This window comes from Paraburkholderia sp. WC7.3g (assembly GCF_050436345.1).
Lineage (GTDB): Bacteria > Pseudomonadota > Gammaproteobacteria > Burkholderiales > Burkholderiaceae > Paraburkholderia > Paraburkholderia podalyriae.
Map to the genome: position 1 here is coordinate 1805478 of NZ_JBNDMA010000001.1, position 25362 is coordinate 1830839.

Consider the following 25362-nt stretch of genomic DNA (forward strand, 5'->3'; position numbering starts at 1 on the left):
GATCCGGGCACGCGCCGTGCATGACGTTGCGATAGTGAAAGCCAGGCACGAGTCCGGCACTCTCCCGTCGAACGCGGAACGCGCACGCCGTGTTCCGCCGCTTGCCATCGAGGCCACGGATGCTGACTATTGCTGTTACCGCGTTCGTCACGCTCGTGATCGTTCTCGCGATCGCCAATCTGTCGAGCGGCGAGAAGAAAATAGCACACAGGATCGAGCGGCTCTATAAGAGCGAAGATCCGCAATTTCTTCGCTCGATGGGTCTATTGCTCGGGCCGCCCGTGGTGCCGGGTAATCGCTTTGAGATGCTGCTCAACGGCGACCAGATCTTTCCGTCGATGCTCGAAGGCATTCGCTCGGCGCGCGAAACCATCACATTTGAAACGTTCATTTACTGGTCTGGCGAGATCGGCGAACAGATTGCGCGCGCGCTGGCCGATAAGGCGCGTGAAGGGGTCGCCGTGCATGTACTGCTCGACTGGGTCGGTTCATCGAAAATGGATCGACGCTATCTGCAACTGCTGCGCGAGGCCGGCGCCGAAGTGGTCAAGTATCACAAGCCGCACTGGACCGGACTCGGTCGTATGAACGATCGTACGCACCGCAAGCTATTGGTGATCGACGGCCGGATCGGCTTTACAGGCGGCGTCGGCATTGCGCCGGAGTGGACGGGCAATGCACAGGACGAAAAGCATTGGCGCGATACGCATTTTCGCGTGACGGGTCCCGTGGTCGGCCATATGCAGGCCGTGTTCATGGACAACTGGATCAAGACGACCGGCAGCGTATTGCACGGCCCCAGGTATTTTCCGCACGTCGACGTCGAGCCGAAAGGACCAGGCGAGGGTCTCGCGCATATGTTCAGCAGTTCGCCGTCGGGCGGCAGCGACGACATGCAGTTGATGTATCTGATGGCCATCACCGCCGCCACGCGCACTTTGCAGCTGGCGAGCGCGTACTTCGTGCCCGACAAGCTCACCATCAATGCGATCATCGAAGCCGCGAAACGCGGTGTCAAAGTACGGATCGTCACGCCGGGCAAACGCATCGACACGCACACGGTGCGCGAGGCCTCGCGTGCGTGCTGGGGCGATCTATTGAAAGCGGGCGTCGAGATCTACGAGTACCAGCCGACCATGTTCCATTGCAAAATGCTGGTAGTCGACGAATACCTGGTGTCGGTCGGCTCGACGAATTTCGATAGCCGCTCGTTCAAGCTGAACGACGAAGCGAACCTGAACATTTACGACCGCGATTTCGCCAGGCAGCAGACCGCCGCGTTCGCCGACGACATCGCGAAATCGAAGCGCATCACGCTCGACGCATGGACGGGGCGTTCACTCAGCGAGAAGCTCATTGAAACGGTTGTGCGGCTGCTGGACCCCCAGCTTTGAAAACGCTTCGATGTCGGGGCGCGTGGCCCGCTTGCCGGTGTCGTGTCCAACGGCAGCCGCATCGATGAGGCGCGCTTTCGGGTGCTGGTACGCATCGGCAAAACCGCGCAGTTGTTCACCACGGCCGGCGCACCGAATCCTGATAACGCATCAGAATGAAATGAGCGACGGCGTCCGAATGATAGGCGGCGACCAGTTGCGCGACCCATGCGCGCTGGCGATCGCTGTCGCGCACGCTCAGTACGTTTGCGTACGGCGAGCGCGCGTCTTCGAGACTGAGACCATCGCGAGCGGGGCGGAGACCCGAGCGCGCCGCCGTGTCGCTGTCGATCACCGCGAACGCGACGCTGTTCAACGTGTCGTACAGACGCGCGCGCGGCACCTGGCGAATCTTCAGATGCAGGCGGTTGCTCGTGATGTCGGCGAGTGTCGCGCGCAGGCCCGCGCTGTCGCGGAACGTCAGCAGCGTTTCGTTTTGCAGCAGGATCAGCGCGCGTGCCGTTCCGGCGGGGTCGTCGGGAATCGCGATCGTCGCGCCACGTTGCAATTGCACGAGGTTCGTCAGCTTGCGCGAATACAGAGCGACCGGAAATGTGACTGTCGTGGCCACGCTCGTCAGTGCATAGTCGTGCAGTTTGCGCTGCGCGTCGAGGGCCGCTTCGTCTTCGACGCTCGCGACGTCGATCTGCTTCGCGGCGAGCGCGGCATCGATCCGCGACGGTTGATCGAACACCACGACATCGAGCGCGAGGCCCTCGCTCGCGGCGACGCGGCGCACTTCGGTCATGATCTCCGCTTGAGCGCCCGAACTCACGCCGACTCTGATCGTCTGCGAGGCGGCGTGCGAAGGTTCAGGCAGCAAAGCGGGCAATATCGCGACCGCAAGCGCGGCGATGGCATATCGCTTCATGATGCATCCCTCCGCACCGTGCGAAAGCCGATATGTGAAGCCGGCAAATCGGCTTCCTGCTGCTCGCGCGACGCCGCGCGATACCTGACGCAGTAGTCGCGCGAGCACAGGAACGAGCCGCCCTTGATGACCATCGGCTTGTCGTGGCGTCGGTTGAGCGGCGCCACGGCCGCGGTATCGCCGTTCGTATGCGACTGGTGCGGTCCGGTGTACACGTCCTTGGTCCACTCCCACGCATTGCCGATCATGTCGTAAAGCCTGAAGTCGTTCGCCGGATAGCAGCCGACCGGCGACAGGCCGACGTGACCATCCTCGCCGGTGTCGAGCACCGGAAACACGCCCTGCCAGTAGTTCGCGCCCGGTTTGCCGTGCGCGTCGCGCGGCGCGGTGTCGAGATCCGCGCCTTGATGGCCGGCTTTGCCCGCGTATTCCCATTCGGCTTCGGTCGGCAGGTCGCGGCCGAGCCAGTGTGCGTACGCGAGCGCATCGGCCTGCGTGACCATCGTCACCGGTTGATTCATCCGGCCGTCGAGATTGCTGCCGGGGCCGCTCGGATGATTCCACGCGGCGCCTTTGACCCAGCTCCACCACGCGAGATCGCGCGCGTTCATCTCTTCGCGCGTCGGCGTGTGAAAAACGACCGCGCCGCCCTGGCGCTCCGCATCGCTGACGTGGCCGGTCGCGCGCACGAACGCGGCGAACTGCGCATTCGTGACGTCGGTCTGGTCGATCCAGAAACCGGCAACGTGCGTGTTGCCGTCGCCGGCCGGGCGCTCGTCTTCGTAGCCGAGCTTGCTGCCGAACACGAAGTCGCCGCCATGCAGATGCACCATGCCGGCCCGCGGGTCGTCGCGCCAACGCGCGGGCAAGCCCGAGTAACGCCCGCATTGCTGTTCGGAGCCGAGCGCGGCGAGTGCCCGCGAGCGGTTCAGGTTGTCGAACGCATTGGACGGGCCACCGCCGAATACCGCCGCGCTGGCCGCGCCGATGGATGGCGCGGCAAACACGGCGGCAAATGCGGCGGCAAACGCCACCGCCGCGATCGCGGCGTATGCGCCGTACAGCGCGACGCCGCCTTTGAGCTTGAATGAAAACGCCATCGTGTGCTCAGTAGTAACCGCGCGGACGCAACGGTTCGACGCCGCCGACGCTCGTCATATAGTCGTTCCATTGCTGCACGAGCCCATCGATGATCGACGGGTTCTGCGCCGACACGTCCTGCGTTTCGCCGCGATCGGCGCTGATGTCGTACAGCTGCCAATGACCGTCGACGGGGCCGAGCGGCGGTTCGGTCCACAGGGCTTTCCAGCGGCCGTCGGCGCTGCGCAGATAGCCGCGGCCGTAGGCTTCGTCGCCGAACGACGCGCTGTGTACCGGCGTCGTGCTCTGATCTTCGAGCAGCGGCAACAGCGATTGTCCGGTGATCGGATACACATAGCGGTTGTTGTAGACCACCTTGCCCTTGTTCTGATCGACGCCGGTCAGCGTGTTGATCAACGCGGGCGCGGGCGTGGTCGGCACCGCAATTTGCGCGACCGCGAGGAACGTCGCGGTGTTGTCCGTCACGTGCGTGAATTCGCGCAGCGTCGGCTTCTGCGAAGTCTGACCCGGCAGATGCACGATCAACGGTGTCGATACACCGCCTTCGCCCGAATAACCCTTGGTCAGGCGGAACGGCGTCGCGCTGACTTCGGCCCAACGCAAACCGTATTGCAGACGTTGCGCGTTTTGCTGACCGTTGTCGGTGCCGAGTTTCGAGTAGGCGGGATCGGTCGCGTTCGCGGTGTCCGTGGCGGTCGGGTCCGCACCGGAATCGATCGGCCAGCCTTCGGCGCCGTTATCCGACTGGAACATGATGAACGTGTTGTCGTATTCGCCGATGTCCTTCAGATGCTGGATCAGCAGGCCGATGTTGTGATCGAGGTTCTCGACCATGCCCGCGTAGATTTCCATGTAACGCGCCTGCGCCTTCTTCTCGGCCGGCGACAGGCTGTCCCACTTCTTGTTCACATGGCCGGGGCCGTAATCGGCGTAGCCCTGTGCGGCGTTGTGCACGGCGCTCACGTATTTCGCGCTCGCGGTGCCGTTGTTCGCCGTGGCCGGGCTCGCGGCCAGCGTCTCCGATGCGCCACCGTACGGCACGAAGTCCTGCGCAATGATGCCTAGCGCTTTCTGTCGGGCGATACGCGCATCGCGGATCGCATTGTAGCCAGCATCGTATTTGCCGACGTAGTTGTGCAAATAAGGATCGGGCACCTGCAGCGGCCAGTGCGGTGACGTATAGGCCGCGTACGCGAAGAACGGCTTGCCGTCGCCCTTGTTCGAATCGATGTACGAGATCAGGCGCTGCGTGTAGAAGTCGGTCGAATAGAACACGGCCGGGCTGCCGCCCACGCCGCCGGGCTGTCCCGGCTGGCCCGGCTGCACGTACTTGCCGTCTTCGGTGTAGTTCTGCGAGCCGGCCGGTTCGTGCGCGAAGTGATTGGTCGCGGCGCCGCCGAGCAACGCGTAGCTGTGCTCGAAGCCCCATTGGTCCGGCGTCTGCCCGCTGCCCGTCGCGCTGCCGACGATGCCCGAGCCGATGTGCCACTTGCCGGCCATGTATGTGTGATAGCCGCCGTCCTTCAGCAATTGCGCAACCGATAGCGCGCGATCGTTCAGATAGCCTTCGTAACCTGGCAATCCCTTGCGTTCGTCCGTCGGCACGCCCATCGTGCCCTCGCCGACCAGATGATGATCGGTGCCCGAGATCAGCATCGAACGCGTGATCGCGCAGACGGTGCCGGTGTGGTGATTGGTCAGGATGCGGCCGCTTTGCACGAGCGCATCGAGGTTGGGCGTGTTGATTTCGCCGCCGAACGCGTGAATGTCGGAGTAGCCGAGGTCGTCGGCCATGATGTAAAGGATGTTAGGCCGCTTCTGCGCGATGACTGGCGTGGACGCGGGCACGGCGCTCGACGCGGCGGACGCGGCCGGCAGATTGCCGTCGCCGCACGAGGCGAGCGTGACGAGGCTCGCGACCGCGGCGCCGATCAGGCGGAGACGAAATGAAGGGCGATGTTGGGTAAGGCGAAATCGAACGGTTGTCATTGTTATTGCGGACCGTAAGGTGGGGCCGCTGATGTTAGCAATGACGCCGCAAAGGCCAAAAGAACGATTTCTGGGTTGCTATCGACGTTTGTCGATATAGCCGGCAGTAGACGGCAGTGGCGCAAACATCGCCATTTGCCGCGCTAATTGCCCGGATCGAGCACCGGCTTGTCCGGGTCCGCTTGCGTGCGGTACGGCAGTCGCGCGGCATGCGGATCGGTGATCGTGTTGTCGATCACGCGCTCGACGTCCGCTGTTTTCGCGAGTTCGGTGAGGAAGGTCTTCTTGTCGAAGCCGGGCGCGACGCAACCTTCGACATAAATAAAGCGGCGTTGCAGCGTGAGCCATAGTGTCGACTGCTCGCGCCAGTGCGTCGCGACGTTCAGATTCGCAAGACGCCGTTGCACACTGTCCGCGATTTCCGCGTCGTACAGATACGCGTTCGGCAAACGGCAGCGGCCTTCGATCCAACAGCTATTGCCGCGTTCGATCCGGTAATGGCTATCGTCGAGCCATTCCTTTTCGGTTTCGAATGGGCCGAGCGGCGTCGGGCAGTCGGCGATGGCTTTGGAGATCTGCAGGAATGGATCGTGGCCGCGATTGACGCGCGCGGGTTCGCTATAAACGCGAGCCGTGGCCACGCAAAGTATCAGGCTGGCGAGACTCAGTTCGAACCCGCGTTTCATGCTGTAGTCGCTCCAGGTGTGGACCGCCCATTATCGCGCGGACGCGAACCTCAACGCTTGGTGCGTCGATTCTCGACCGCGAACTTGATCAACTCGGCCTGTCCTTCGATATCGAGTTTGCGCTTCAGATTCAGCCGATGCGTCTCGACGGTCCGCACCGACAGATCGTTGCGCTGCGCGATCTGCTTGCTCGACAGACCTTCGGCGAGCGCGTCGAGAATGTCGCGCTCGCGCGGCGTCAAACGTTCGACCGGCGATTGCGTCGCCGACGCCTGGATCAGCCGCGCGCTCAGCTCCGCGCTGAAGAACGTCTTGCCGTCGAGCACCGCGCCGATGGCCTGAATGATTTCAAGCGCCGGCGAATCCTTCAGCACGTAGCCGCTCGCGCCGGCGCGCACGGCCTGTGTCACGTATTCGAGGTTGTCGTGCATCGACAGCATCAGCACGCGAATCGCCGGAAAACGCTCGTGAAAAAGGCCGGCCAACGCAATGCCGTTGATGCCGCTTTTCATGCCGACATCCATCAGCGCCAGATGCGGCGACTGTCGTTCGGCCAGTGCGAGCGCTTGCTGCGCGTCGCCCGCTTCGCCGACCACTTCGAAATGGCGGACCGCTTCGAGGCGTGCACGCAGACCATCGCGCACGAGCGGATGATCGTCGACGAGCAGCAGACGCGCGATGGGAGAAGAGGGCGTGTCGTTCATGAAGAGAGTTCCTGCAGGGGCGGCACCGTCGCGTGAATCGTCGGCAGCGGCACGCGCGCGGCGACGACGGTATGGCCAGGCTGCGAGTTCAACGACAGCGTGCCGCCGAGTGCTTCGAGCCGTTCGCGCATGTTGCGCAGACCGACACCTCCGCGTCCGCCGACGAATGCGCCGGTTACGTCGAAGCCGCGGCCGTTGTCGGCGATCGTCAGCGTGACCGCGTCGCGCGAAACCTCGAGCGCGAGCGCGGCGCTCGACGCCTGCGCATGCCGCACGATGTTCGTCAGCGCTTCCTGGGCGATGCGAAACAGCACGGTGTTGACCACGTCGGGCAAGGTGGCCGCATGCGTGTGCGAAATCTGCGTAAAGCCGATCGCGATGCCGGACTCGTCGCCGAGTTCGCGCGTCAACTGTTCGAGCGCGGCCGCGACGCCGAGATCGTCGAGCATCGACGGACGCAGCGCATGAGAAATCCGCCGGACTTCGCGCAGCGTATCGCCGAGCCGCGTGAGTCCGGTGGACAACGCGGCCTCGGCGGCGGGTACGCGCGCGTCGCCACGTTCGAGCCGCGCGAGCGCCGATTCGAGCAGCAGCTTCACGGACACCATCATCTGGCTGATGCCGTCGTGCAATTCCCGCGACAGGCGCGCGCGCTCGTTTTCCTGCGACTCGACGACCTGCTGCGCGAGCCGCTTCAGCTTCGCGTCGGCGCTGCGATATTCGGTCACGTTCAGCACGAGCGCGCATAGCGCAATGACCGCGAGGCCGGCCACGGCGATTGCGTCGATCCACTTCATCGTGCGATCGATATTGGCCGCGGCCTCGGCGTCGATATGCGCGAGGGCCGCGTCGACGTCGTCGAGATAGATCCCGGTGCCGAGCATCCAGCCCCAGCGCTCGAGCGGCACCACGTAGCCGAGTTTCGACTCGACCTTGCCGGTCGACGGCCGATGCCACAGATAGCGCACGTAGCCGCCGCCGCGAGCGGCCGCGGCGAGCAGTTGCTGGATCGTCGGCGCGCCTTGGCTATCGCGCAACGACCACAGATCGCGGCCGACCAGATCGGGCTCGCGCGGATGCATCAGCGAGCGGCCGTGCATGTCGTAGACGAAGAAGTAGCCGTCCTCGCCGAAATCCATTTTTTCGAGCACCGCGAGCGCGCGCGTGCGCAGCAGCGCGTCGTCGCGCGCGTTGTCGCCGCCGGCTTCGTAGAGCGGCGCGATCGCAGTGGTCGCGAGTTCGACGTAGTGCTTGAGCTCGATCTCCTTGCTCGCCATGTACGCGGCCTGGGTGCTCGCGTGCTGTCGCTCGGCGAGCGCCGTCGCTTCGCGGCGCACGCCGGTCTCGATGCTCGCAATTGCCACCAGAAAGGGCACGATCGCAAGCAGCACAATCTTCGCTTTGAGCTTCATCGTTGAAAAAACCCGGTCAACGGGCTACGTATTATCACGTAGACGGCTTACGTAGTTGCGCGCTTGTGAGGAAGCGCGCGAAGGCGAATACTACATGCCCGTCGCATCCCGCGCTGCGCGAGGCCTGGCCGGCGCGTGTGCGGCGTTCCCCGATTTCCCGCCTGACCTCAGGCAACCGGGCAGCCGCGCGCCGGGCCACGAGCCATCGCGCGTGCTGTCGATAATACTCAGGAGACGTTCGTGGAGACCTCCCCCTCGGCCGGCCGTTCATGGCTCTGGCTCATTTTGCTGATCCCCTATGTCGCGCTGCTGTGGCTGCCGTTCTATAACGACACGCATCCGCCGCTCGCGGGCTTCCCGTTCTTCTACTGGTATCAGTTTCTGTGGGTGCCGTTGACCTCGCTGCTGATTTACATCGTGTATCGAGGTCTCAAATGAGCGATCTTAATCCTGTGAACCCGGTTGCGATGACGGTCTTCATCGCGTTCTTCGTGCTCGTCACGGTGATCGGTTTTTTTGCCGCGCGCTGGAAACGCGGCGACCTGACGCAGTTGCACGAGTGGGGTCTCGGCGGCCGGCAGTTCGGCACGGTCATTTCGTGGTTCCTCGTCGGCGGCGATTTCTACACCGCCTATACGGTGATCGCGGTGCCCGCGCTCGTCTATTCGGTGGGCGCGTATGGCTTCTTCGCGTTGCCGTACACGATCATCGTTTATCCGTTCGTGTTCGCGGTGATGCCGAAGCTGTGGAAGGTCGCGCACGCCAAGAACCACATCACCGCGGCCGACTACGTGCACGGCGAGTACGGCGGCAAGTGGTTCCCGGCGGCCATCGCGCTGACCGGCATCGTCGCGACGATGCCGTATATCGCGCTGCAACTCGTCGGCATGCAGGTCGTGATCAAGGGGCTCGGCGTCAGTGGCGAATTGCCGTTGATCGTCGCATTCGTGATCCTCGCGCTCTATACGTATGCGAGCGGCCTGCGCGCGCCGGCGATGATCGCGTTCGTCAAGGACATCATGATCTATATCGTCGTGATCGCGGCGATATGGCTGATTCCGGTGAAGCTCGGCGGCTATGGGCACGTGTTCGCCCTGGCCGATGCGCACTTCCAGGCGAAGGGCGGCGCGACCGGCATCCTGCTGAAGCCGAATCAGTACACCGCGTTCGCATCGCTCGCGCTGGGCTCGGCGCTCGCCGCGTTCATGTATCCGCATACGATGACGGCGGTGCTGTCGTCGGCGTCGGCAAAGACGGTGCGCAAGAACGCGATCTTCCTGCCCGCCTACACGGTGCTGCTCGGCCTGATCGCGTTGCTCGGCTATATGGCGATCGCCGCGGGCGTGAACGTGAAATCGGCAAGCGACGTGGTGCCGACCCTGTTCGGCACGCTGTTCCCGTCGTGGTTCGTCGGCTTCGCGGCCGCCGCGATTGCGATCAGCGCGCTCGTGCCGGCCGCGATCATGTCGATCGGCGCGGCGAATCTGTTCACGCGTAATCTGTGGCGTCCGCTGGTGTCGCCGAACATCTCACCCGCAGCCGAGGCGGCCAATGCCAAGATCGTCTCGCTGGTCGTCAAGTTCGGTGCGCTGCTGTTCATCGTGTTCCTGCCGACGCAGTACGCGATCGATCTGCAGTTACTCGGCGGCGTGTGGATTCTGCAGATTTTCCCTGCCATCGTGTTCACGCTGTACACGCGCCGTCTGAACACGCCGGGTCTGTTCCTCGGCTGGCTCGTCGGTATCGTGCTCGGCACGGGCCTCGCGATTTCGCAAGGGCTCAAGCCGGTGTATGGGCTGCATTTCGGCCACGAGAACTACCCGCTGTATATCGGCCTGATCGCGCTGGTCGCGAATATCGTCGTGAGCTTCGCGGTGTCGTCAGTGTCGCCGCGACGGGCTGCCGTTACGGCCTGATCGACCTTCGTCCGGCTCGATGAGGAACGCCGCGGGGCTGTCGGCCCGCGGCGTTTTTTATTGCGGTCTGGGTCCAGAAGAACTAGAACCGCTCGACCCGAAACGGCCGCGGATCGACCAGCGTTTGCTCGCCGGTCATCATTTCGGCGATCAGCCGTCCCGTCACCGGTCCGAGCGTCAAACCATGATGCGCATGGCCGAATGCGAACCACAGTCCCTGATGTTTATGCGCGGGCCCGATGATCGGCATCATGTCCGGCGTGCACGGACGGCGTCCCATCCACGGTTCGGCGTCCAGACGTTCGCCGAGTGGAAACAGGGTGCGCGCGATCGGCTCGACCGCATCGAGCTGTACCGGCGTCCTGGCCGCCTCGGCTCGCGCGATTTCGGCGCCCGTGGTCAAACGGATGCCACGCGCCATCGGCGCGAGCACATAGCCGTGCTCGACGTCGAGAATCGGATGATTGAGCCGTGCGCTGCGGCGCGGCGCGTAGTGCATGTGATAGCCGCGCTTGACCGCGAGCGGCAGCCGATACCCGAGCCGCGTGCTCGCGCGATCCGACCATGGTCCGAGCGCGATCACCGCCGACGCGGCCGTGATCGCCCCGTCCCGCGTCTCGACTTGCCAGCCTTCGCGCAGCGTATCGGCATCGCCGATGAAGAACCGTCCGCCGAGCGCTTCGAAGTACCGCGCGTAGGCGGTGACGAGCGCGTTGGGATCGCTGACCGAATCGGATTGCGGATAGTGCAGCCCACCTTGCAGGCGCTTGTCGAGATCGGGTTCGAGCTGTTGCAGCCGCGGTGGGTCGAGCGTTTCGAACTCGACACCGTACTCGCGATGCCATTGCTCGGCGAGCAGGGTTTCGGCGTCGCGCGCGGCGGCGTGGCGAAACACCTTGATCCAGCCGATCGGCCGCAGCAACTCGCTCGCACCGGCGTCCGCGGCAAGCGCGCGATGTTCGCTGACGCAATGCTCGATCAGCGTCGCGTACGATTTCGCGATTTCCGCGTGCTTCGCCGGATGCGAATTGCGCCAGTAGCGCCACAAAAACGGCGCGACCTGGAGTATCGCGTCGGCGTGATAGCGCACGTCGGGCGACTGGTTGCGAGCGTAGCGCAGCAGGGTGCCGAGCCCGCGCGGAAACGCGTACGGATAGACGCCTTCGCGCTGGATCAACCCGGCGTTGCCGAACGACGTCTCGTTGCCCGGCTGCTTGCGGTCGATCAGCGCAACGGCGCGCCCGCGTTTCTGCAGATGGACGGCGACGCACACCCCGACAATGCCGGCGCCGAGCACCACGGTATCGAATTTCATGCTGCCTGCCCGCCTTGCGTGTGTTCTATGCGGTGTCGACGCCGCGCCGTTTTCCAGTGGGCGGCGAGGCGCCCGTTTTCATCATATACAGGGATTGGCCCGCTTCGCTATTGGCAAAAAACCACGCTCGGGAAAACGCGCGAATGCCAGCTTCGATCCGGCGAAACCCTGTCTTTCGACGCTCGATCGAGCGGGGGACTTCGGACTCGCTGGCGTCAGCGTGTAAACTGCTGACTTTTTTGCGTCCGGTGGTATGTTGCAAGCCCCTCAACGCAGCGCCCTCAGCGGGCCCGCGCTCGTTCGCTTACTGGCCCGTCTCGCCGAGGCCGACGTCGCCGAATCGCAGCAATCGCTGGCGGATCGGCTGAGCCAGTGGCTCGGTTGGACCGACGCGATCGCGTTGTCGTCGGCGCTGGACGGCAAGCCGCCGGTCGTCGCCGGTGGCGCGCGCGCGTTCGGCCGCACGGAAGAGGACGAGTGCACGCGCGTGCGCCGCTCGCTGGTGAGCGCCATCGCCAGCGATGGCCTGCTCGCCGGCTCCCGCCGACGTGGACTGGCGCCGTCGTCCGCCCGCATGTCCGCTCCGCGCGCGGCCGTGGACACGCAGGCCGACTACGCGGTATTTCGGCACCGCTATCTCACGCTTCAGCAGTCGATGGAAACGGCGATCGGCGCGTTGCGCGGCCGCCTGCGCGCATTGCTGGCGACGCAAGCGCCGGCGCTCGCGCGGCTCGCGGTCGTCGATGCGGTGATGGAGCGTGCGCTAGGCGAGCGCGAGCGGACTTTGCTCGGCGCGGTGCCCGGGTTGCTCGGCGGGCATTTCGAGCGCTTGCGAGAGGGTGACCAACGGCGGGTGGCGGACGCGCAGGCTGAAGTTGCCGCCGACGCCGGTGCCACGCGGCAGCAGTCGGCCGAAGTCGAAGCCGGCGCTCGCGCCATTCAACCACCGCCAGCCTCGGCTCACGCCAACGCCGCCGCGCCCGCCGGCCATGCCGCGCCGCTCGCGTCCGACGCGTGGCTCGACACCTTCCGCAAGGACATGCAGAGCGTTCTGCTGGCCGAGCTGGAGGTTCGTTTTCAACCGGTCGAAGGGCTGCTCGCGGCTCTTCGCGCCTGCTAACTGGGACCCCATGTCCAGATATCGTATCGATCTCGTCGTATTTCTCGCGGGGCTCGCCGCGGCGTGCTGGATCGCCGTCGGTTACGCCGTGTCCAACCCGCTCGCGTTCGCCGTCACGCTGCTGATCGGCGTCTTCTACGTGCTGGGCGCGCTCGAATTGCGCCGCTATAGCCAGGCGAGCGCCACGCTGACAGGCGCGCTCGCCGCGCTGTCCGGACCGCCGCCAAGCCTCGCCGCGTTTCTCGAACCCGTGCATCCGAGCCTGCGCAATAGCGTGCGGCTGCGCGTCGAAGGCGAGCGCGTCGCGTTGCCAGGCCCCGCGCTGGCGCCGTATCTGGTCGGCCTGCTGGTGCTGCTCGGCATGCTCGGCACGCTGCTCGGCATGGTGATGACGCTGCGCGGCACCGGCCTTGCGTTGGAAAGCGCGAGCGATCTGCAAGCGATCCGCGCGTCGCTGGCCGCGCCGGTCAAGGGGCTGGGATTCGCATTCGGTACGTCGATCGCGGGTGTCGCGACGTCGGCGATGCTCGGGTTGCTGTCCGCGCTGTGCCGCCGCGAGCGACTCGAAGCGGCGCAACAGCTCGACGTGAAGATCGCGACGACGTTGCGCGTCTATTCGCAGAGCCATCAGCGCGAGGAAAGCCTCCGGCTGCTGCAGCGGCAGGCCGAAGCGACGCCGCTGCTGGTCGAACGTCTGCAGACGATGATGAGCGCGCTCGAACAGCAGAGCGCCGTGTCGAACCAGCGGCAGATCGCGAGCCTCGACGCGTTTTACGGCCGCACCGAAGCCGCTTATCTGCGCCTGGCCGGTGTAATCGAGCAGTCGCTGAAGGACAGCGTGGCCGGCAGCGCGCAGGCCGCGGGCAACGCTCTACAGCCGGTCGTCGAAGCAACGATGGCCGGCCTCTCGCGCGAAGCCGCCGCGTTGCACGACGCGGTGACGCAAGCCGTGCAGCGCCAGCTCGACGGCATGTCGAGCGGCTTCGCGGCGACCAGTGCGAACGTCGCCGAGATTTGCAGCCACGCGCTCGCCGGACATCGGCACGCGAGCGACGAGTTGGCCGCGCAGCAGCGCGCTTCGGTCGAACGCGTCGCCGAAGCGTTCGAACAGCGCTCGGCCGCGTTGCTCGACGCCGTGTCCGCGCGGCTCCAGGCGACCGCGAGCGGCATGTCGCAGGCCTGGGGCGACGCGTTGGCACAGCAGCAAAGCGCGGGCGACAAGCTCGCCGCCAACAACGAACAGGCGTTGGCGCGCGCCGCCGCGACGTTAGAGCAGCATGCCGCGGCGTTGCTGAGCGCGGTCGGTAGCTCGCATGCGAACTTGCAGACGGAACTGACCGCGCGCGATGAGCAGCGTTTGGCCGCATGGGCCGAGGCGCTCGACGCGATAGGCGCGAAGCTGAGCGAACAATGGCAGCAGACGGGTGCGCGAGCCGCCGGCCATCAGCAGCAAATCTGCGACGCGCTGGCGCAAACCGCACGCGATATTTCTGAGCAGACGCACACGCATGCCAGCGCGACGATCGCCGAAATCGATCGACTGGTGCATGCAGCGGCTGAAGCACCGAAGGCGGCGGCAAATCTGCAAGCCGAACTCGCCGCGCGCGACGAACAGCGCTTCGCCGCGTGGACCGACGCGCTCGGTGCGATGACCGCGAAGCTCAGCGAACAATGGCAGCAAACAGGCTCGCAAACCGCGACCCGACAGCAGCAAATCTGCGACGCGCTGGCGCAAACCGCGTGCGATATCTCCGCGCAGACGCAAACGCATGCCAGTGCGACGATCGCCGAGATCGAGCGCCTCGTGCTGGCGGCGTCGGAAGCGCCGAAGGCCGCTGCCGAAGTCGTCGCGGAGCTGCGCCAAAAGCTCTCCGATAGCATGGTCCGCGACACCGCGATGCTGGAGGAGCGCAGCCGTCTGCTCTCCACGCTGGAGACGCTGCTCGACGCGGTCAATCATGCGTCGACCGAACAGCGCACGGCTGTCGATGCGCTGGTCTGGACGTCGGCGGATCTGCTCGAACGCGTCGGCAATCGCTTCACCGAGCACCTCGAGCATGAGACCGGCAAGCTCGGCACGGTCGCCGCGCAGGTCACCGGCAGCGCGGTCGAGATCGCGAGCCTCGGCGAAGCGTTCGGCGCGGCCGTTGGCATGTTCGGCGAAGCGAACGACAAGCTCGTCGCGCATCTCGAACGCATCGAAGCGGCGCTCGATAAATCGCTTGCGCGCAGCGACGAACAGCTCGCCTACTACGTCGCGCAGGCGCGTGACGTGGTTGACCTCAGCGTGATGTCGCAGAAGCAGATCGTCGAAAATCTGCAGTTGCTGGCCGCGCAGCGCGCGACCGCCGGAGCCGACGCGGTATGAGCGAGGACATCGACGGCGGTGTGGAAACGGCTGCGCCGATCTGGGCCGCGTTCGGCGATCTGATGTCGGTGCTGCTCGGCGCTTTCGTGCTGATTCTGGTGAGCGTGATCGGCGTGCAGCTCGAACTGTCGAGCAAGCTCGAACAGGAGGTCAAGCAGCGCCAGGCCGAAACGCAGCGCCGCAAGACGCTCGAACAGGCGCTCGCAGGACCGCTCGCGGCGGGGCGCGTGACGCTCGTCAATGGCCGCATCGGCATTAGCGGCAATGTGCTGTTCGCGCTGAATTCCGCGCAGCTGCAGCCCGACGGCCGCGCGCTGCTGAAGAGTCTCGCCGGGCCGCTGTCCGCGTATCTGCGCGCGAGCGACCAGATCCTGATGGTCAGCGGCTTCACCGACGATCAACGCCTGCGCGAAGGCAACCGACGCTTCGCCGATAACTGGGAGCTGTCGGCGCAACGCGCATTGACGGTCACGCGCACGCTGATCGACGAGGGCGTGCCAGCGTCGTCGGTGTTCGCGGCGGCGTTCGGCTCCGGGCAGCCGGTCAGTTCGAATGCCGACGAACCGGGTCGCGCGAAAAACCGCCGCGTCGAAATCGCGCCGGTGCCGCGGCCGTCGAGCGCGGCGGTAGCGGAGAAGTCCGGTGCCTGATGACGCGCTCGACGGCAGCGTGATCACCGACGACGCGATCCACGCGACTCGCGCGACGCTCGATGCATGGCGCGCGAACGGCGCGGATCGGCTCGATCCGCTGCGCTTTCATCTGCTCGACGCGTTTGCACAGCGCGCGACGCGGCACAGCGGCGAGTCGCGGCGAGCGCTCGAGCAACGATTGTCAGAACTGCTGGCCGAATATGCGGCCGAGGTCGAGCGTGCGGCTGCGGACGAGAGCGCGTCGCAAGCCACCTCCGGTGAAGCCAACGAAGCCGACGACGCCACGCTCGCGGCGCTGATCGAACACCTCGGCCGCCACCACGCGCTCGCGGATGCACCGCACGCCGCGACCTATCCCGAACTTCCCGGGGTCGACTACTTCCGCGAAGTCTGGTCGAAAGTCCGCAGCGAAAAGCAGCTGCGCCAGTCGCTCGCGCAGGTGCCCGGCAACGCGGGGCCGCTCAATTCGAGCAGCCTCGTGCATCGCGCGTTGTCGTTGATGCGCGAGCTGTCACCGGGGTATCTGAAGCAGTTTCTGTCGTATGTCGATACGCTGTCGTGGCTCGAGCAGATGAACGGCGGCGCGCCGCTCGACAAGGAGGCGCCGCGCGCGGCGACGGCAGGCAAGGGCGCTCGCAGGAAGGCCCGCTAACCCGCGATGATTCATCGACCCATGGCATAGTGACTGAACCCATCATCACTGGAGGCCGGCATGCGTATTCAGACATCCTTTCTTTTCGATCTCGACGGCACGCTCGTCGACAGCGTCTATCAGCACGTGCTGGCATGGAAAGAGGCGCTCGACAGCGAGGGGATTGCGCTGTCCGTCTGGCGAATCCATCGCAAGATCGGCATGAGCGGTGGGCTGTTCACCGACCAGTTGCTGCGTGAGACCCACGGCGAGATCAGCGTCGAACGCGCCGAACGACTGCGGCACGCGCATGCGGCCGCCTATCAGCGCATGCGCGCGCAGGTGTGTCCGCTGCCGGGCGCGCGCGAACTGCTCGGCGCGCTGACGCAGGCCGGTACGCCGTGGGCCGTCGCGACGAGCGGGCGGATGGAAACCGCCGCGCTGAATCTGGCGGCGCTCGGCGTCGATCCGGCGAAGTCGGTTGTCGTCACGCGCGACGACGTCAAATATGCGAAGCCCGATCCCGACCTCTTCCTCGCCGCGGCCGCGCGGCTCGGCGTGCCGATCGAGCACACGGTCGTGGTGGGCGACAGCATCTGGGACATGCTCGCCGCGCGCCGCTGCCGCGCGCTCGGCGTCGGCCTGCTGTCGGGTGGCTATGGCACCGAGGAACTGGAGCGCGCGGGAGCGTTGCGTGTCTACGACGATCCGGCCGATCTGCTCGGGCATCTCGACGAAGTGGCGTCGCGGCCGTGAAGCAGGGCGCCGATCAGTGCTTGATTATCGGCGGCTCCGCCGCGGGCTGCGTCGGCGTCACTTTCGACGATTCACGGACGAGTTCATCGGTCATCGCGGACCCGACCGGATTCGTGCCGCGTCCGGTGCCAGGCCTGGGCCCAGCGCCGGCGCCAGTGTCATTTCCCGATGACATCGGCACGGTGATGCCCGAAGGCATCGGCAGCGACGGGTCCGGTTTTGCCGATTCCTTGACCAGTTGGTCCGTCAGCATTGCGGCGACGGGGTTGGCGCCATTCGGGTGCGTGTCGTCGCGCCGGCGGGCCTGGGTCTGGTCGAGGCGCGGTCCGTACTGCGGCCTCGGTTGGGCTTTTTGCTCTGCGTACGACTGCGGTTTCGAGCGCGCACGCGCGGCTGTGGCCGGATTGACCGCCGACGGCGCCGCGTTATCGATGCGGCCGCTGGAGGTCTGGGTCGAATCGGGCGTGACGCTCGGCGCGGGAGCGGGTGCCTGAGTGGCTGCCTGAGCGGGCGCCTGAGCGGGCACGGGCGCCGGAGCGGCCGACTCCGTCTGCGGAAGCGCCGATTGCGGCGCGATCACAGCGTTGTTCGCGATGTCCGAGCGCGGCGCGGGTGGGCTGACCGGTTGCGCCGGCATCACACTGGCGCCAGCGGCACGCGACGTGCCGGTCTGCGGTTGCGATTCGACCGCGCCGGTGACGCTGCGGGTCACCGCGCCGGTCACGGCCGGCGCCTGATCGTCCCTGGGGTAAAGCAGATAACCGGCGACGCCCGCATCGACCACGAGCAGCCCGACTATCATCATCTTGCCGGTATTCGTCATATCTAAGCAACTACCAATAGCAACTGCGATTGCCTGATGATAAACGACGTCTCCCATCGACGCTTCTCGCCGGCATTGCGCGACGCTTCGCGATGGGTGATGTCCGAATGAACCTGGCACCATGACAGCATACGCCTGCGGTTATCGCGACTCGCCTTCACGATGGAAAACGACGTTTTTCCAGGCGCCGCGATTCTCTTTTTGACTCAATGATGTTCGCCGCATTCACGCGACGGGTGCCTGCGGCAATGCGATTTAAGTGGTGCCGCCAATGCGCGGAGCCTGTACTATACGACCATTGCGGACGACCGGCAGCCACGGTTCGATTATCCGGCGTGAATAAGTGACTTGCAGCGACTGGCTCACAACGCACATGCCGGCGGCCCGCCAAACGGCGCCAACGAGACGCGCGAGCAGCGTCGATAGCGTCGACGGCGGGCGGTGACCGGAAGTAGCGACAAGAACCCATTGATCATGCGGACCGCGGGCGGGACCTCGCCCGGCATTCCTTGGGCAGTCGCGTTGCGAGACGCCAAGACCGACTGGTCGGTCCGGGGCGTTCGCAGCGGCGGCGTGGGAAACACGTGAAGATATGAACAACTTTATTCGACCTCCCGTTTTTTATCCGTCCACCGTGGTTTTCGTCGACGACAACGACAGCTACCTCGACGCGCTGCGCCGGTTCTTTCCGGGCACCTACACGAACCTGTTTTTCACGCGTCCGCAAGCAGCGCTCAACTATATCCGCCAGCATGCCCGCGAGAATTCGCTCGAGTTCGCGGCGGCCTCGGCGTGTCTGAGCGAGCCGGGCGTCGAGCGCTTCGTCGAGACGTCGGCGGAGCGCGACATCGTCGCGCGGCCGTCGCGCTTCGAGGAAGTGGCGGCGGTCGTCGTCGACTACGACATGCCGGGCATCGGTGGCGTCGAATTCCTGTCGTCGATCTCGCATCTGCGTTGCGCGAAGGTGTTGCTCACCGGCGTCGCCGACGAAACCGTCGCGGTGAAGGCGTTCAACGCCGGCATCGTCGATCTGTACTTGCGCAAGACCGACCCGGATTCGGCCAATCGCCTCACACATTTCCTGAAGGACGCGAAGATTCGCCATTGCGCGGAGTCGGGCTGGCTCGCGCTCGGCGAAAACGGCATGACCTACTGCGATCCGCGCACGCGCAAGGTGATTGACGAAGTGGTGGCTGCACAGGGCATCGTCGAGTATTACTGGCGGCCCGAGCAGAACGTGATCCTGATGTTCGACGCCGCGGGCAATCCGAGCGTGTTCGTCGCGTGGGCCGAGAACGACTGGATCTCGCAGGGCGAAATCGTCGCCGACGAGGCTGGCCCGTCCGACCTGCTGCGCCAGCTCGCCACGCGCGAGGTGATGCCGCTGTTCTGGCCGGACCTCGCGTATCGCTCCGGCATGAAGTTCCAGTCGCTGACGCCGCAAAGCATCCCCGGCTGGGACGACGCGTTCTTCGGCTGGACCCGCATCGAGCCGGTCGAGGTCGGTCTCGATCTCGTCACGTTTGCGCACTGGCGCGTCGACCGTAATCGCTGAGCGGCGATAACGGACCGGGCGCGGCGGTTCGTGTCGCCGCGCTAATGGCGTGCGTGTTCGCGGAGAAACTCGCATACAGCCCGGTGCATGGCCTGCACGCCGGGGCTCGTTTCAAGCGCGCGCCAGCATCCATGCACGAGCCCCGTGCCGATCAGTAGCCGGGCGTCTCCACCGGCCGCGCGAATCTGTTCGACGAACGCGCGCGCGTCGTCGCGTAGCGGGTCGTGCTCGGCGCCGATGGCAAGCATCGGCGGCAGCCCGTCGAAGCGGGTTGCGGCGAGCGGGATCGTCCACGCGGGGCCAGGCGTTGGGTTGCCTTCTTCACCTTTTCCCCAGTAAGCGTCGCGAAACTTATGCACGTCCGCGAGCGTCAGCATCGGCGCATCGGACTCGGTGTCGCGCGCGGGCAACTGCGGCTCGGTGCCGAGCATCGGATAGACGAGCACGATGCCGCGCACCGCGCTCTCGCCATCGTCGCGCAAGCGCAGCGCGACGCTTGCCGCCAGGGTGCCGCCGGCGCTATCGCCCGCGAGTTGCAATGCAGCGTGCTCGGGCAGGTCGAACGGCAGGCGGTGGTTCAATGCGGCCCGTGTGATCTCGAGACAGTCCTCGTGCGCGGCCGGCGCGCGATGCTCAGGCGCGAGCCGGTAGTCGACCGCGATCACGTCGAGGCCAGTGTCGGCGGCGAGACGCGCGGTCACCATCTGATGACTGTTCAGCGAGCCGAGCACGAAGCCGCCGCCATGAAAATACAGCACCGTGCCGCGGATCGTGCCATTTTCGCGTGCCTTCACTGGATGCCGGTAGAGCCGCAGCGGGACCGGGTGGCCCGCGCCGGTGCGAAAGCTCGCGTCCTGGGCGACGAGGTCGCTGGGCAGCGGCGGTGTCAGCATTGCGGCGTAGCGGTCGTATAGCTCGCGCTGATCGCGCGGCGTCGCCGCCGCGTGATGCGACGGATAGAGCGCACTGGCTCGTTCGATAAAAGCGGCGATTTCCGGCTCAAGCATGGCCACTTCGTTCGGGTCGTGTTTCCAGTTGCGCTGTGCGCGGCAAAGCGATCACACGTCCCGCGAAACGCGCCGGCGGCCATGCCGCATGGGCTTGCGCGAGTTCGTGCACGCGCGCATTGACGTCCGGATCGAAAGCGACGCCGCGCGGTCCGCTGGTATCGACGTGTAGCAGCATCTGCTCGCCCGCGGCGACGGGGCCGGTGCGTTGGTTTTGCGTCGTGTCCAGCGAAAACATTTCGAGGTACACATGAATACGTTTCGCGTCGTAGCCGAGCACGCGCATGTCGACACGCACCTGCGTGCCCTGTTTGATTTCATGCAGATAGTTGAGATGCGCTTCGAGCGTGTAGATCGACCGATGCCGCTCTTTGCGCACCGCATCGGGCAGGCCGATCAGATCGATCAGCGCGTCGGTCGCGAGACTGAAGATCAGCATATAGAACGCGTCGCGCAAGTGGCCGTTGTAATCGACCCATTCGGCGCGCACGCTGTCGCGGTAAGACGGCAGAACAACGGGATGCGACATGGGCGTCAATCTCCTCGATCGAATGCGATGGCTGCGGCGCATCGTTTGGGGTTATCAGTGTAGTGCATCGCGATGAGCCTGCGCCGGAACCCGGTGGGCCTCGAATTGTGGTCGTTATAGGAACAGTGAATTCATGGTTCAGGGCTTACTACGCGGCCTGAACGACTTCTAAACTGCCCTAACCGCTGCGTATGGCCGACGCTCACACGAGGCTTCGCGGCAATCGCATGAAGCTATCTCTGGAGATTGGAAATCATGAAGTCCATCAGGTCGCTGATCGAGGCAGGGGTTATCGCCGCTGTCATTGCCGCGCCGCTCGTGGCGTTTGCGCAGTCGAATCAGGCCAATGAGCCGATCTCGCGCGCGCAGGTGCGCGCCGAACTGAGCCAGCTCGAAAAGGCCGGTTACGATCCGTCCAACGCGAACGCGAGCGATTATCCGGCCAATATCCAGGCGGCCGAAGCAAAGGCCGCGGCGCGAAACCAGGTCGCGCGGAATAGCGGCTACGGGATGCCCGCGAATGGATCGTCGCAGCGCAGTGGTCACACCGATTCCGCGCCGAGTTCGTATTCTGTGCCGGTGGTGAATTACACGCGTTGACTATTGCTCACGTATTCGATGCCGATCGAAATGATGCCGCACAGCGTGTCGCCGCCGCATGCTTCAGCGCTCGTCGCTGCGCGCCATCAAATCCGTATCAGCACCGCCCCCAGCGTCACCAGTGCGCACGCCACGATGCGTCGCGTGGTGAGCTTCTCGCCCATGAAGATCCAGCCGATCAACACCGCGAAGATCGAACTCAACTCGCGCAACGCGGAGACCATCGCGATCGGCAGATAGCGATACGCCTCGATGATCAGGCAATACGCGCCGAGCGCGAGCACGCCCGACGCGATGCCCTTCACCACCAGCGCGCGGCCGATGAAGAGCCCCTTTGCGCCGCCGCGCCAGTGCCACGCAAGCATGAACTGCGGGATGTTCCAGATCAGATAGACCCACATGATGTAGCTAAGGCCATTGCCCGCGACGCGCGCGCCGACGCCGTCGACGACCGAGTAGGTCGCGATGAAAAGACCCGTCAGCAACGCGAACGGCACGCTCTCGCCGGAAAAGCGCATGCCGCGTCGAAAGGCGAGTGAGACGATGCCGCACGACACGAGCGCGACGCCCAGCGCGGCGAGCGGTTCAAGCACCTCTGCTGCGAACACGAGCGCGCCGACGAACACGAGCATCGGCGAAAGACCGCGCGCGATCGGATAGATCTGGCTGAAATCGCCGCTTCTGTACGCGCGAATCAGCGCGAGCAGATAGCCCCATTCGAGCACCGCCGACGCGACGATATACGGCCACGCGGCCGGCGCCGGTAGCGGCAGCACCAGCACGCCGATCGCGCTGACCACGAGGTACGGCATCGCCATCATGCCGAGCAGCCAGACCCGGTCTTCGGACAGATGCAAGAACGCGTTCCAGGTCGCGTGAAGCAGCGCGGAGAACAGCACCAGCAGGACGACAAAGGTTTCCATCGACAACCGGATCGGACGAACAGGGCAGGGGAAGACCGCAAGGCGGTCGCAAGCCCGTGATTATTCCAGCAGAACGCCGGAATGGCGGAGAGGATGACTAAAGCGAAGGGGTTTTATGTGGAGGAAAGCGGCGTTGTGGGGCGCGCGCGCCGTCCTCAGATCACCCGCTCACGCAACCATGCGGAGCCGAGATCGATCATCGTTACGACGACGATCACCATGATCATCACCGCGGCCGTCTGCGCATAGTTGAACGAGCGGATCGCCTCGTACAGCACCACGCCGATCCCGCCCGCGCCGACCATGCCGACCACCATCGCCGAGCGCACGTTCGATTCGAAGCGATACAACGCGTAGGAGATCCACAGCGGCAGCACTTGCGGCAGCACCGCATAGACGATTTCATCGAGGCGTGTCGCGCCGGTCGCGCGCACGCCTTCGGCCGGGCGCGGATCGATCGCCTCAACCGCTTCGGCGAACAGCTTCGCGAGCACGCCCGTCGTATGCACCCACAACGCGAGCACGCCGGCGAACGGACCGAGCCCGACCGCGACGATGAACAGCATCGCGAAGACCATTTCATTGATCGCGCGGCACGCGTCCATCAGGCGGCGCACCGGTTGCACGACCCACCGCGGCGCGAGATTGTGCGCGGACATCAGGCCGAACGGCACCGCGCAGACGAGCGACAGCGCGGTGCCCCAGATTGCGACCGCCAAGGTCACGTACATTTCGTGCGCGTAGCTGCGCCACTCGGTGAAGTCGGGCGGGAAGAAGTCCGCCGCGAACTGGCCCATGTTGGCCGAGTCGCTGAGCAGGTCGAGCGGACGCATGTCGGCGCCGTGCCACGCGCCGCCGAGCACGGCGAGTACCGCGATCCAGCCGAGCAGCGACCACCAGCCGCGCTTGCCGGCACGGTCTTTCGCTTGCGCCGCCTGTGCGGCGGCCGCTTCGCTCGAGCGCGCCGGCGACGCGATCGGATCGGCCGTGTTCATTGCTTCGATTGTGCGTTGCTGAGCGCGCTCAGCTTCGCGTCGAGCGCGGCCAACTGCGTCTTGCGATCGCTATCGGACAGATGTGTATCGCTCTCGATCTTCTGCTTCTGCTGGAACAGCACGATCTCGCGAATCGGCAGCAGCTGCTGATCCGACGATGCCTCGAAGCCGATGTACTCGGTGATGCCGGCCATCACCGCTTTTTCGTGCGGATCGGTCTTCGCGTAGTTCAGGAAGAACTTGCGCAGCTTGTCCTTCGTCGCTTGCGGCAGATCCTTGCGCCAGACGAGCGGGTCCGACGGAATCAGCGGCGAGGTCCACAGCACGCGCACCTGCGCAAACTTGTCCGGGTGCTCGCGCTTCAGCGTTTGCATCATCATGCTGTTGTTGGTTGCGATGTCGATCTTGTTGTTGACGACCGCGAGCAGATTCGCTTCGTGGCTCGACGGCAGCACGCTCTTGAACGACGTATTGACCGGCGCGTTGTGCTTCGCGAACAGATAGTAGCCCGGCACCAGCGTGCCCGACGTCGAGTTCGGATCGCCAAAGCCGAGCGTGACGTCCTTCGTGTTCCTGAACACGTCGTCGAGCGTCTTGAAGCGGCTGTTCACATTGGTGATCAGCAACGAGTAGTAGCCGCTATCGCCGTTCGCGTGCTGCGCTTTCGCAAACACTTCGCCATCCGAACGGTCGACGGCTTCGATCGCCGACGCGTTGCCGAAATAGCCGACCTGCACCTTGTTGAAGCGCATGCCTTCGATGATGCCGGCGTAATCGGTCGCGAAGAAAGCCTTCACGTTCAGGCCGGTCTGTTTCTTCATGTCGTCGATCAGCGGTTCCCAGCGTTGCTTGAGCACCGCCGACGAATCGGTCGAGATGATGCCGAGGTTGATGTCCTCGGCATGGGCCGCGGCGACACAGGCGAAAGCGGCAGCGCCGGCCGCGAGCGTGATCAGGGAGCGCAAGAGTTTCATCGGTTGAGATCCGGTTGGGTGGACGGAAGAAATCAGGAGCGCGCGACAGCGCGGGCGGGTTTAGTTCGACGGCGCGGCGTTGAGCGCGTACGCGTAGCGCGCGGCGGCGGGGCCTGGGTCCGTGCGCGCCGGCGCGGCGGCGAGAGCGGCGACGTCAGGCGCGTCGGGTGTTTCGTCGGCGTCGTGCGTCGCGTCGTCGAGCAGTTCGCGCGCATCGTCGCCGTAGAGTTTTTTCAGCAGCGCCGACGTCAGTGCATTGGAGGGACCGTCGTAGACCACCTTGCCGCGACGTAGCGCGACGGTGCGCGGGCAGTACTGCATCGCGATGTCGACCTGGTGCAGCGACACCAGCACCGTGATCCGGTGCTCGACGTTCAGCGCCTGAAGCATGCCCATCACGCGGCGCGACGATTCGGGATCGAGCGAGGCGATCGGCTCGTCGGCGAGCACGATTTGCGCACGCTGCACGAGCGCCCGTGCGAGCGCGGCGCGTTGCTGCTGACCGCCCGACAGGTTCGCGGCGCGCTCGCGCGCATGTTCACCGATACCGACCTCGTGCAGCGCGGCCAGCGACAGCGCGCGTTCCGCGTGCGGGAACCGGCCGCTCAGACGCCGCCACCACGGCAGGCGCGCGAGCGCGCCGATCAGCACGTTGGTTTCGACCGACAGCCGGTTCACCAGATTGAACTGCTGGAACACGAAGCCGATGTCGCGGCGAATGCTGCGCACCTCGCGCACGATGCGGCCGTTCTGCTGGATCGGCCGGCCGAGAATCTCGATTCGCGACGGCTGCGCGTCCGACGCGATAAAGCCCGCGATATGCCGCAGCAACGTCGATTTTCCCGAGCCCGACGCGCCGATCAGCGCGACCATTTCACCGGGCGCGACGCGCAGATCGATTTCGTCGAGCGCTTTGCGGCCGTTACCGAACGTCTTGCTCAAACGTTCGATTCGAATAGCTTCACGGATCGCTTCCATCTGTATTCCCTCTTGCATCCGGT

General features: G+C 65.2%; 24 protein-coding genes. 10 read left to right on the forward strand and 14 right to left on the reverse strand.

Going from position 1 to position 25362, the window contains the following annotated elements:
* The first annotated feature begins 119 nt into the window (after window positions 1-119).
* A complete protein-coding gene (cls, locus tag OKW43_RS08375; protein WP_429446498.1) occupies window positions 120-1394 on the forward strand; it encodes a cardiolipin synthase in 1275 nt (424 codons plus the stop codon).
* 115 nt (window positions 1395-1509) lie between these two features.
* Here the strand turns inward: cls and OKW43_RS08380 are convergent, their stop codons facing one another.
* The 6 genes from OKW43_RS08380 to OKW43_RS08405 all read right to left on the reverse strand — a co-directional run bounded on the left by OKW43_RS08380 (window position 1510) and on the right by OKW43_RS08405 (window position 8196).
* Window positions 1510-2304, reverse strand: a complete 795-nt coding sequence (locus OKW43_RS08380; protein ID WP_429446500.1) for a MetQ/NlpA family lipoprotein — start codon at window positions 2302-2304, stop codon at window positions 1510-1512.
* Entirely contained in the window at window positions 2301-3404 is a 1104-nt protein-coding gene (locus tag OKW43_RS08385; RefSeq protein ID WP_429446502.1) for a formylglycine-generating enzyme family protein, read from the reverse strand. The genes OKW43_RS08380 and OKW43_RS08385 overlap by 4 nt, the downstream gene beginning before the upstream one ends.
* Before the next feature lie 7 nt (window positions 3405-3411).
* Window positions 3412-5394 carry an arylsulfatase gene (locus OKW43_RS08390; RefSeq protein ID WP_429446504.1) on the reverse strand — a complete coding sequence of 661 codons (1983 nt, stop codon included), beginning with the start codon at window positions 5392-5394 and terminating at the stop codon, window positions 3412-3414.
* A gap of 143 nt (window positions 5395-5537) precedes the next feature.
* Window positions 5538-6080, reverse strand: a complete 543-nt coding sequence (locus tag OKW43_RS08395) for a hypothetical protein (protein WP_187635698.1) — start codon at window positions 6078-6080, stop codon at window positions 5538-5540.
* A 50-nt stretch (window positions 6081-6130) separates the two neighbouring features.
* On the reverse strand, window positions 6131-6784 hold the full coding sequence (locus OKW43_RS08400; protein ID WP_187635699.1) for a response regulator: 654 nt from the start codon (window positions 6782-6784) through the stop codon (window positions 6131-6133).
* Window positions 6781-8196, reverse strand: coding sequence for a cache domain-containing protein (locus tag OKW43_RS08405; protein ID WP_187635700.1), 1416 nt, complete (start codon window positions 8194-8196; stop codon window positions 6781-6783). Before OKW43_RS08405 ends, OKW43_RS08400 begins: the two co-directional genes overlap by 4 nt.
* A 240-nt stretch (window positions 8197-8436) precedes the next feature.
* Between OKW43_RS08405 and OKW43_RS08410 the strand changes: the two genes are divergently transcribed.
* Both OKW43_RS08410 and mctP read left to right on the forward strand, forming a co-directional pair.
* Window positions 8437-8634, forward strand: a complete 198-nt coding sequence (locus OKW43_RS08410; RefSeq protein ID WP_027195870.1) for a DUF3311 domain-containing protein — start codon at window positions 8437-8439, stop codon at window positions 8632-8634.
* Window positions 8631-10112 carry a monocarboxylate uptake permease MctP gene (gene mctP / locus OKW43_RS08415; protein WP_187635701.1) on the forward strand — a complete coding sequence of 494 codons (1482 nt, stop codon included), beginning with the start codon at window positions 8631-8633 and terminating at the stop codon, window positions 10110-10112. The genes OKW43_RS08410 and mctP overlap by 4 nt, the downstream gene beginning before the upstream one ends.
* An 82-nt stretch (window positions 10113-10194) precedes the next feature.
* Here the strand turns inward: mctP and OKW43_RS08420 are convergent, their stop codons facing one another.
* Window positions 10195-11427: an NAD(P)/FAD-dependent oxidoreductase gene (locus OKW43_RS08420; RefSeq protein ID WP_429446508.1), complete on the reverse strand. Its 1233-nt coding sequence runs from the start codon at window positions 11425-11427 to the stop codon at window positions 10195-10197.
* A gap of 253 nt (window positions 11428-11680) precedes the next feature.
* Here OKW43_RS08420 and OKW43_RS08425 point away from each other — a divergent pair, with 253 nt between their 5' ends.
* From OKW43_RS08425 to OKW43_RS08445, 5 genes are read left to right on the forward strand one after another with little or no spacing between them, the layout of a single operon-like run.
* A complete protein-coding gene (locus tag OKW43_RS08425) occupies window positions 11681-12547 on the forward strand; it encodes a DUF3348 domain-containing protein (protein ID WP_187635703.1) in 867 nt (288 codons plus the stop codon).
* 10 nt (window positions 12548-12557) lie between these two features.
* Window positions 12558-14915, forward strand: coding sequence for a DUF802 domain-containing protein (locus OKW43_RS08430; protein ID WP_187635704.1), 2358 nt, complete (start codon window positions 12558-12560; stop codon window positions 14913-14915).
* Entirely contained in the window at window positions 14912-15565 is a 654-nt protein-coding gene (locus tag OKW43_RS08435; protein WP_187635705.1) for an OmpA family protein, read from the forward strand. Before OKW43_RS08430 ends, OKW43_RS08435 begins: the two co-directional genes overlap by 4 nt.
* Window positions 15566-15587: 22 nt before the next feature.
* Window positions 15588-16220 (forward strand): DUF2894 domain-containing protein, encoded by a 633-nt coding sequence (locus OKW43_RS08440; RefSeq protein WP_187635840.1) that lies wholly within the window; start codon window positions 15588-15590, stop codon window positions 16218-16220.
* A gap of 60 nt (window positions 16221-16280) precedes the next feature.
* Window positions 16281-16955 (forward strand): HAD family hydrolase, encoded by a 675-nt coding sequence (locus OKW43_RS08445; RefSeq protein ID WP_187635706.1) that lies wholly within the window; start codon window positions 16281-16283, stop codon window positions 16953-16955.
* A gap of 13 nt (window positions 16956-16968) precedes the next feature.
* Here the strand turns inward: OKW43_RS08445 and OKW43_RS08450 are convergent, their stop codons facing one another.
* A complete protein-coding gene (locus OKW43_RS08450; protein WP_187635707.1) occupies window positions 16969-17778 on the reverse strand; it encodes a hypothetical protein in 810 nt (269 codons plus the stop codon).
* A gap of 592 nt (window positions 17779-18370) precedes the next feature.
* On the opposite strand from OKW43_RS08450, the gene OKW43_RS08455 reads away from it, so the two are divergent.
* On the forward strand, window positions 18371-19333 hold the full coding sequence (locus tag OKW43_RS08455; protein ID WP_429446512.1) for a response regulator: 963 nt from the start codon (window positions 18371-18373) through the stop codon (window positions 19331-19333).
* Between the two features lie 41 nt (window positions 19334-19374).
* Here the strand turns inward: OKW43_RS08455 and OKW43_RS08460 are convergent, their stop codons facing one another.
* A complete protein-coding gene (locus OKW43_RS08460; RefSeq protein WP_187635709.1) occupies window positions 19375-20340 on the reverse strand; it encodes an alpha/beta hydrolase in 966 nt (321 codons plus the stop codon).
* On the reverse strand, window positions 20333-20869 hold the full coding sequence (locus OKW43_RS08465; RefSeq protein ID WP_187635710.1) for a thioesterase family protein: 537 nt from the start codon (window positions 20867-20869) through the stop codon (window positions 20333-20335). The genes OKW43_RS08460 and OKW43_RS08465 overlap by 8 nt, the downstream gene beginning before the upstream one ends.
* 255 nt (window positions 20870-21124) lie before the next feature.
* Here OKW43_RS08465 and OKW43_RS08470 point away from each other — a divergent pair, with 255 nt between their 5' ends.
* Entirely contained in the window at window positions 21125-21469 is a 345-nt protein-coding gene (locus OKW43_RS08470) for a DUF4148 domain-containing protein (protein ID WP_187635711.1), read from the forward strand.
* Between the two features lie 86 nt (window positions 21470-21555).
* On the opposite strand, the gene OKW43_RS08475 is transcribed toward OKW43_RS08470, so the two are convergent.
* From OKW43_RS08475 to phnC, 4 genes are all read right to left on the reverse strand, one after another.
* On the reverse strand, window positions 21556-22392 hold the full coding sequence (locus tag OKW43_RS08475; protein WP_187635712.1) for a DMT family transporter: 837 nt from the start codon (window positions 22390-22392) through the stop codon (window positions 21556-21558).
* A 155-nt stretch (window positions 22393-22547) separates the two neighbouring features.
* A complete protein-coding gene (gene phnE, locus OKW43_RS08480; RefSeq protein ID WP_187635713.1) occupies window positions 22548-23387 on the reverse strand; it encodes a phosphonate ABC transporter, permease protein PhnE in 840 nt (279 codons plus the stop codon).
* Entirely contained in the window at window positions 23384-24361 is a 978-nt protein-coding gene (gene phnD, locus OKW43_RS08485; RefSeq protein WP_187635714.1) for a phosphonate ABC transporter substrate-binding protein, read from the reverse strand. The genes phnE and phnD overlap by 4 nt, the downstream gene beginning before the upstream one ends.
* Before the next feature lie 60 nt (window positions 24362-24421).
* Complete coding sequence (phnC, locus tag OKW43_RS08490; RefSeq protein WP_187635715.1) at window positions 24422-25339, reverse strand: phosphonate ABC transporter ATP-binding protein; 918 nt, start codon at window positions 25337-25339, stop codon at window positions 24422-24424.
* Window positions 25340-25362: the final 23 nt, after the last annotated feature.

Coding starts and splice junctions, on each gene's coding strand:
- OKW43_RS08420 (WP_429446508.1), bottom strand. CDS start 11,427: ATGAAATTCGATACCGTGGTGCTCGGCGCCGGCATTGTCGGGGTGTGC.
- OKW43_RS08405 (WP_187635700.1), bottom strand. CDS start 8,196: ATGAAGCTCAAAGCGAAGATTGTGCTGCTTGCGATCGTGCCCTTTCTG.
- OKW43_RS08445 (WP_187635706.1), top strand. CDS start 16,281: ATGCGTATTCAGACATCCTTTCTTTTCGATCTCGACGGCACGCTCGTC.
- OKW43_RS08465 (WP_187635710.1), bottom strand. CDS start 20,869: ATGTCGCATCCCGTTGTTCTGCCGTCTTACCGCGACAGCGTGCGCGCC.
- OKW43_RS08430 (WP_187635704.1), top strand. CDS start 12,558: ATGTCCAGATATCGTATCGATCTCGTCGTATTTCTCGCGGGGCTCGCC.
- OKW43_RS08475 (WP_187635712.1), bottom strand. CDS start 22,392: ATGGAAACCTTTGTCGTCCTGCTGGTGCTGTTCTCCGCGCTGCTTCAC.
- OKW43_RS08390 (WP_429446504.1), bottom strand. CDS start 5,394: ATGACAACCGTTCGATTTCGCCTTACCCAACATCGCCCTTCATTTCGT.
- phnE (WP_187635713.1), bottom strand. CDS start 23,387: ATGAACACGGCCGATCCGATCGCGTCGCCGGCGCGCTCGAGCGAAGCG.
- phnC (WP_187635715.1), bottom strand. CDS start 25,339: ATGGAAGCGATCCGTGAAGCTATTCGAATCGAACGTTTGAGCAAGACG.
- OKW43_RS08400 (WP_187635699.1), bottom strand. CDS start 6,784: ATGAACGACACGCCCTCTTCTCCCATCGCGCGTCTGCTGCTCGTCGAC.
- OKW43_RS08435 (WP_187635705.1), top strand. CDS start 14,912: ATGAGCGAGGACATCGACGGCGGTGTGGAAACGGCTGCGCCGATCTGG.
- OKW43_RS08460 (WP_187635709.1), bottom strand. CDS start 20,340: ATGCTTGAGCCGGAAATCGCCGCTTTTATCGAACGAGCCAGTGCGCTC.
- phnD (WP_187635714.1), bottom strand. CDS start 24,361: ATGAAACTCTTGCGCTCCCTGATCACGCTCGCGGCCGGCGCTGCCGCT.
- OKW43_RS08380 (WP_429446500.1), bottom strand. CDS start 2,304: ATGAAGCGATATGCCATCGCCGCGCTTGCGGTCGCGATATTGCCCGCT.
- mctP (WP_187635701.1), top strand. CDS start 8,631: ATGAGCGATCTTAATCCTGTGAACCCGGTTGCGATGACGGTCTTCATC.
- OKW43_RS08455 (WP_429446512.1), top strand. CDS start 18,371: ATGAACAACTTTATTCGACCTCCCGTTTTTTATCCGTCCACCGTGGTT.
- OKW43_RS08395 (WP_187635698.1), bottom strand. CDS start 6,080: ATGAAACGCGGGTTCGAACTGAGTCTCGCCAGCCTGATACTTTGCGTG.
- cls (WP_429446498.1), top strand. CDS start 120: ATGCTGACTATTGCTGTTACCGCGTTCGTCACGCTCGTGATCGTTCTC.
- OKW43_RS08450 (WP_187635707.1), bottom strand. CDS start 17,778: ATGACGAATACCGGCAAGATGATGATAGTCGGGCTGCTCGTGGTCGAT.
- OKW43_RS08470 (WP_187635711.1), top strand. CDS start 21,125: ATGAAGTCCATCAGGTCGCTGATCGAGGCAGGGGTTATCGCCGCTGTC.
- OKW43_RS08385 (WP_429446502.1), bottom strand. CDS start 3,404: ATGGCGTTTTCATTCAAGCTCAAAGGCGGCGTCGCGCTGTACGGCGCA.
- OKW43_RS08425 (WP_187635703.1), top strand. CDS start 11,681: ATGTTGCAAGCCCCTCAACGCAGCGCCCTCAGCGGGCCCGCGCTCGTT.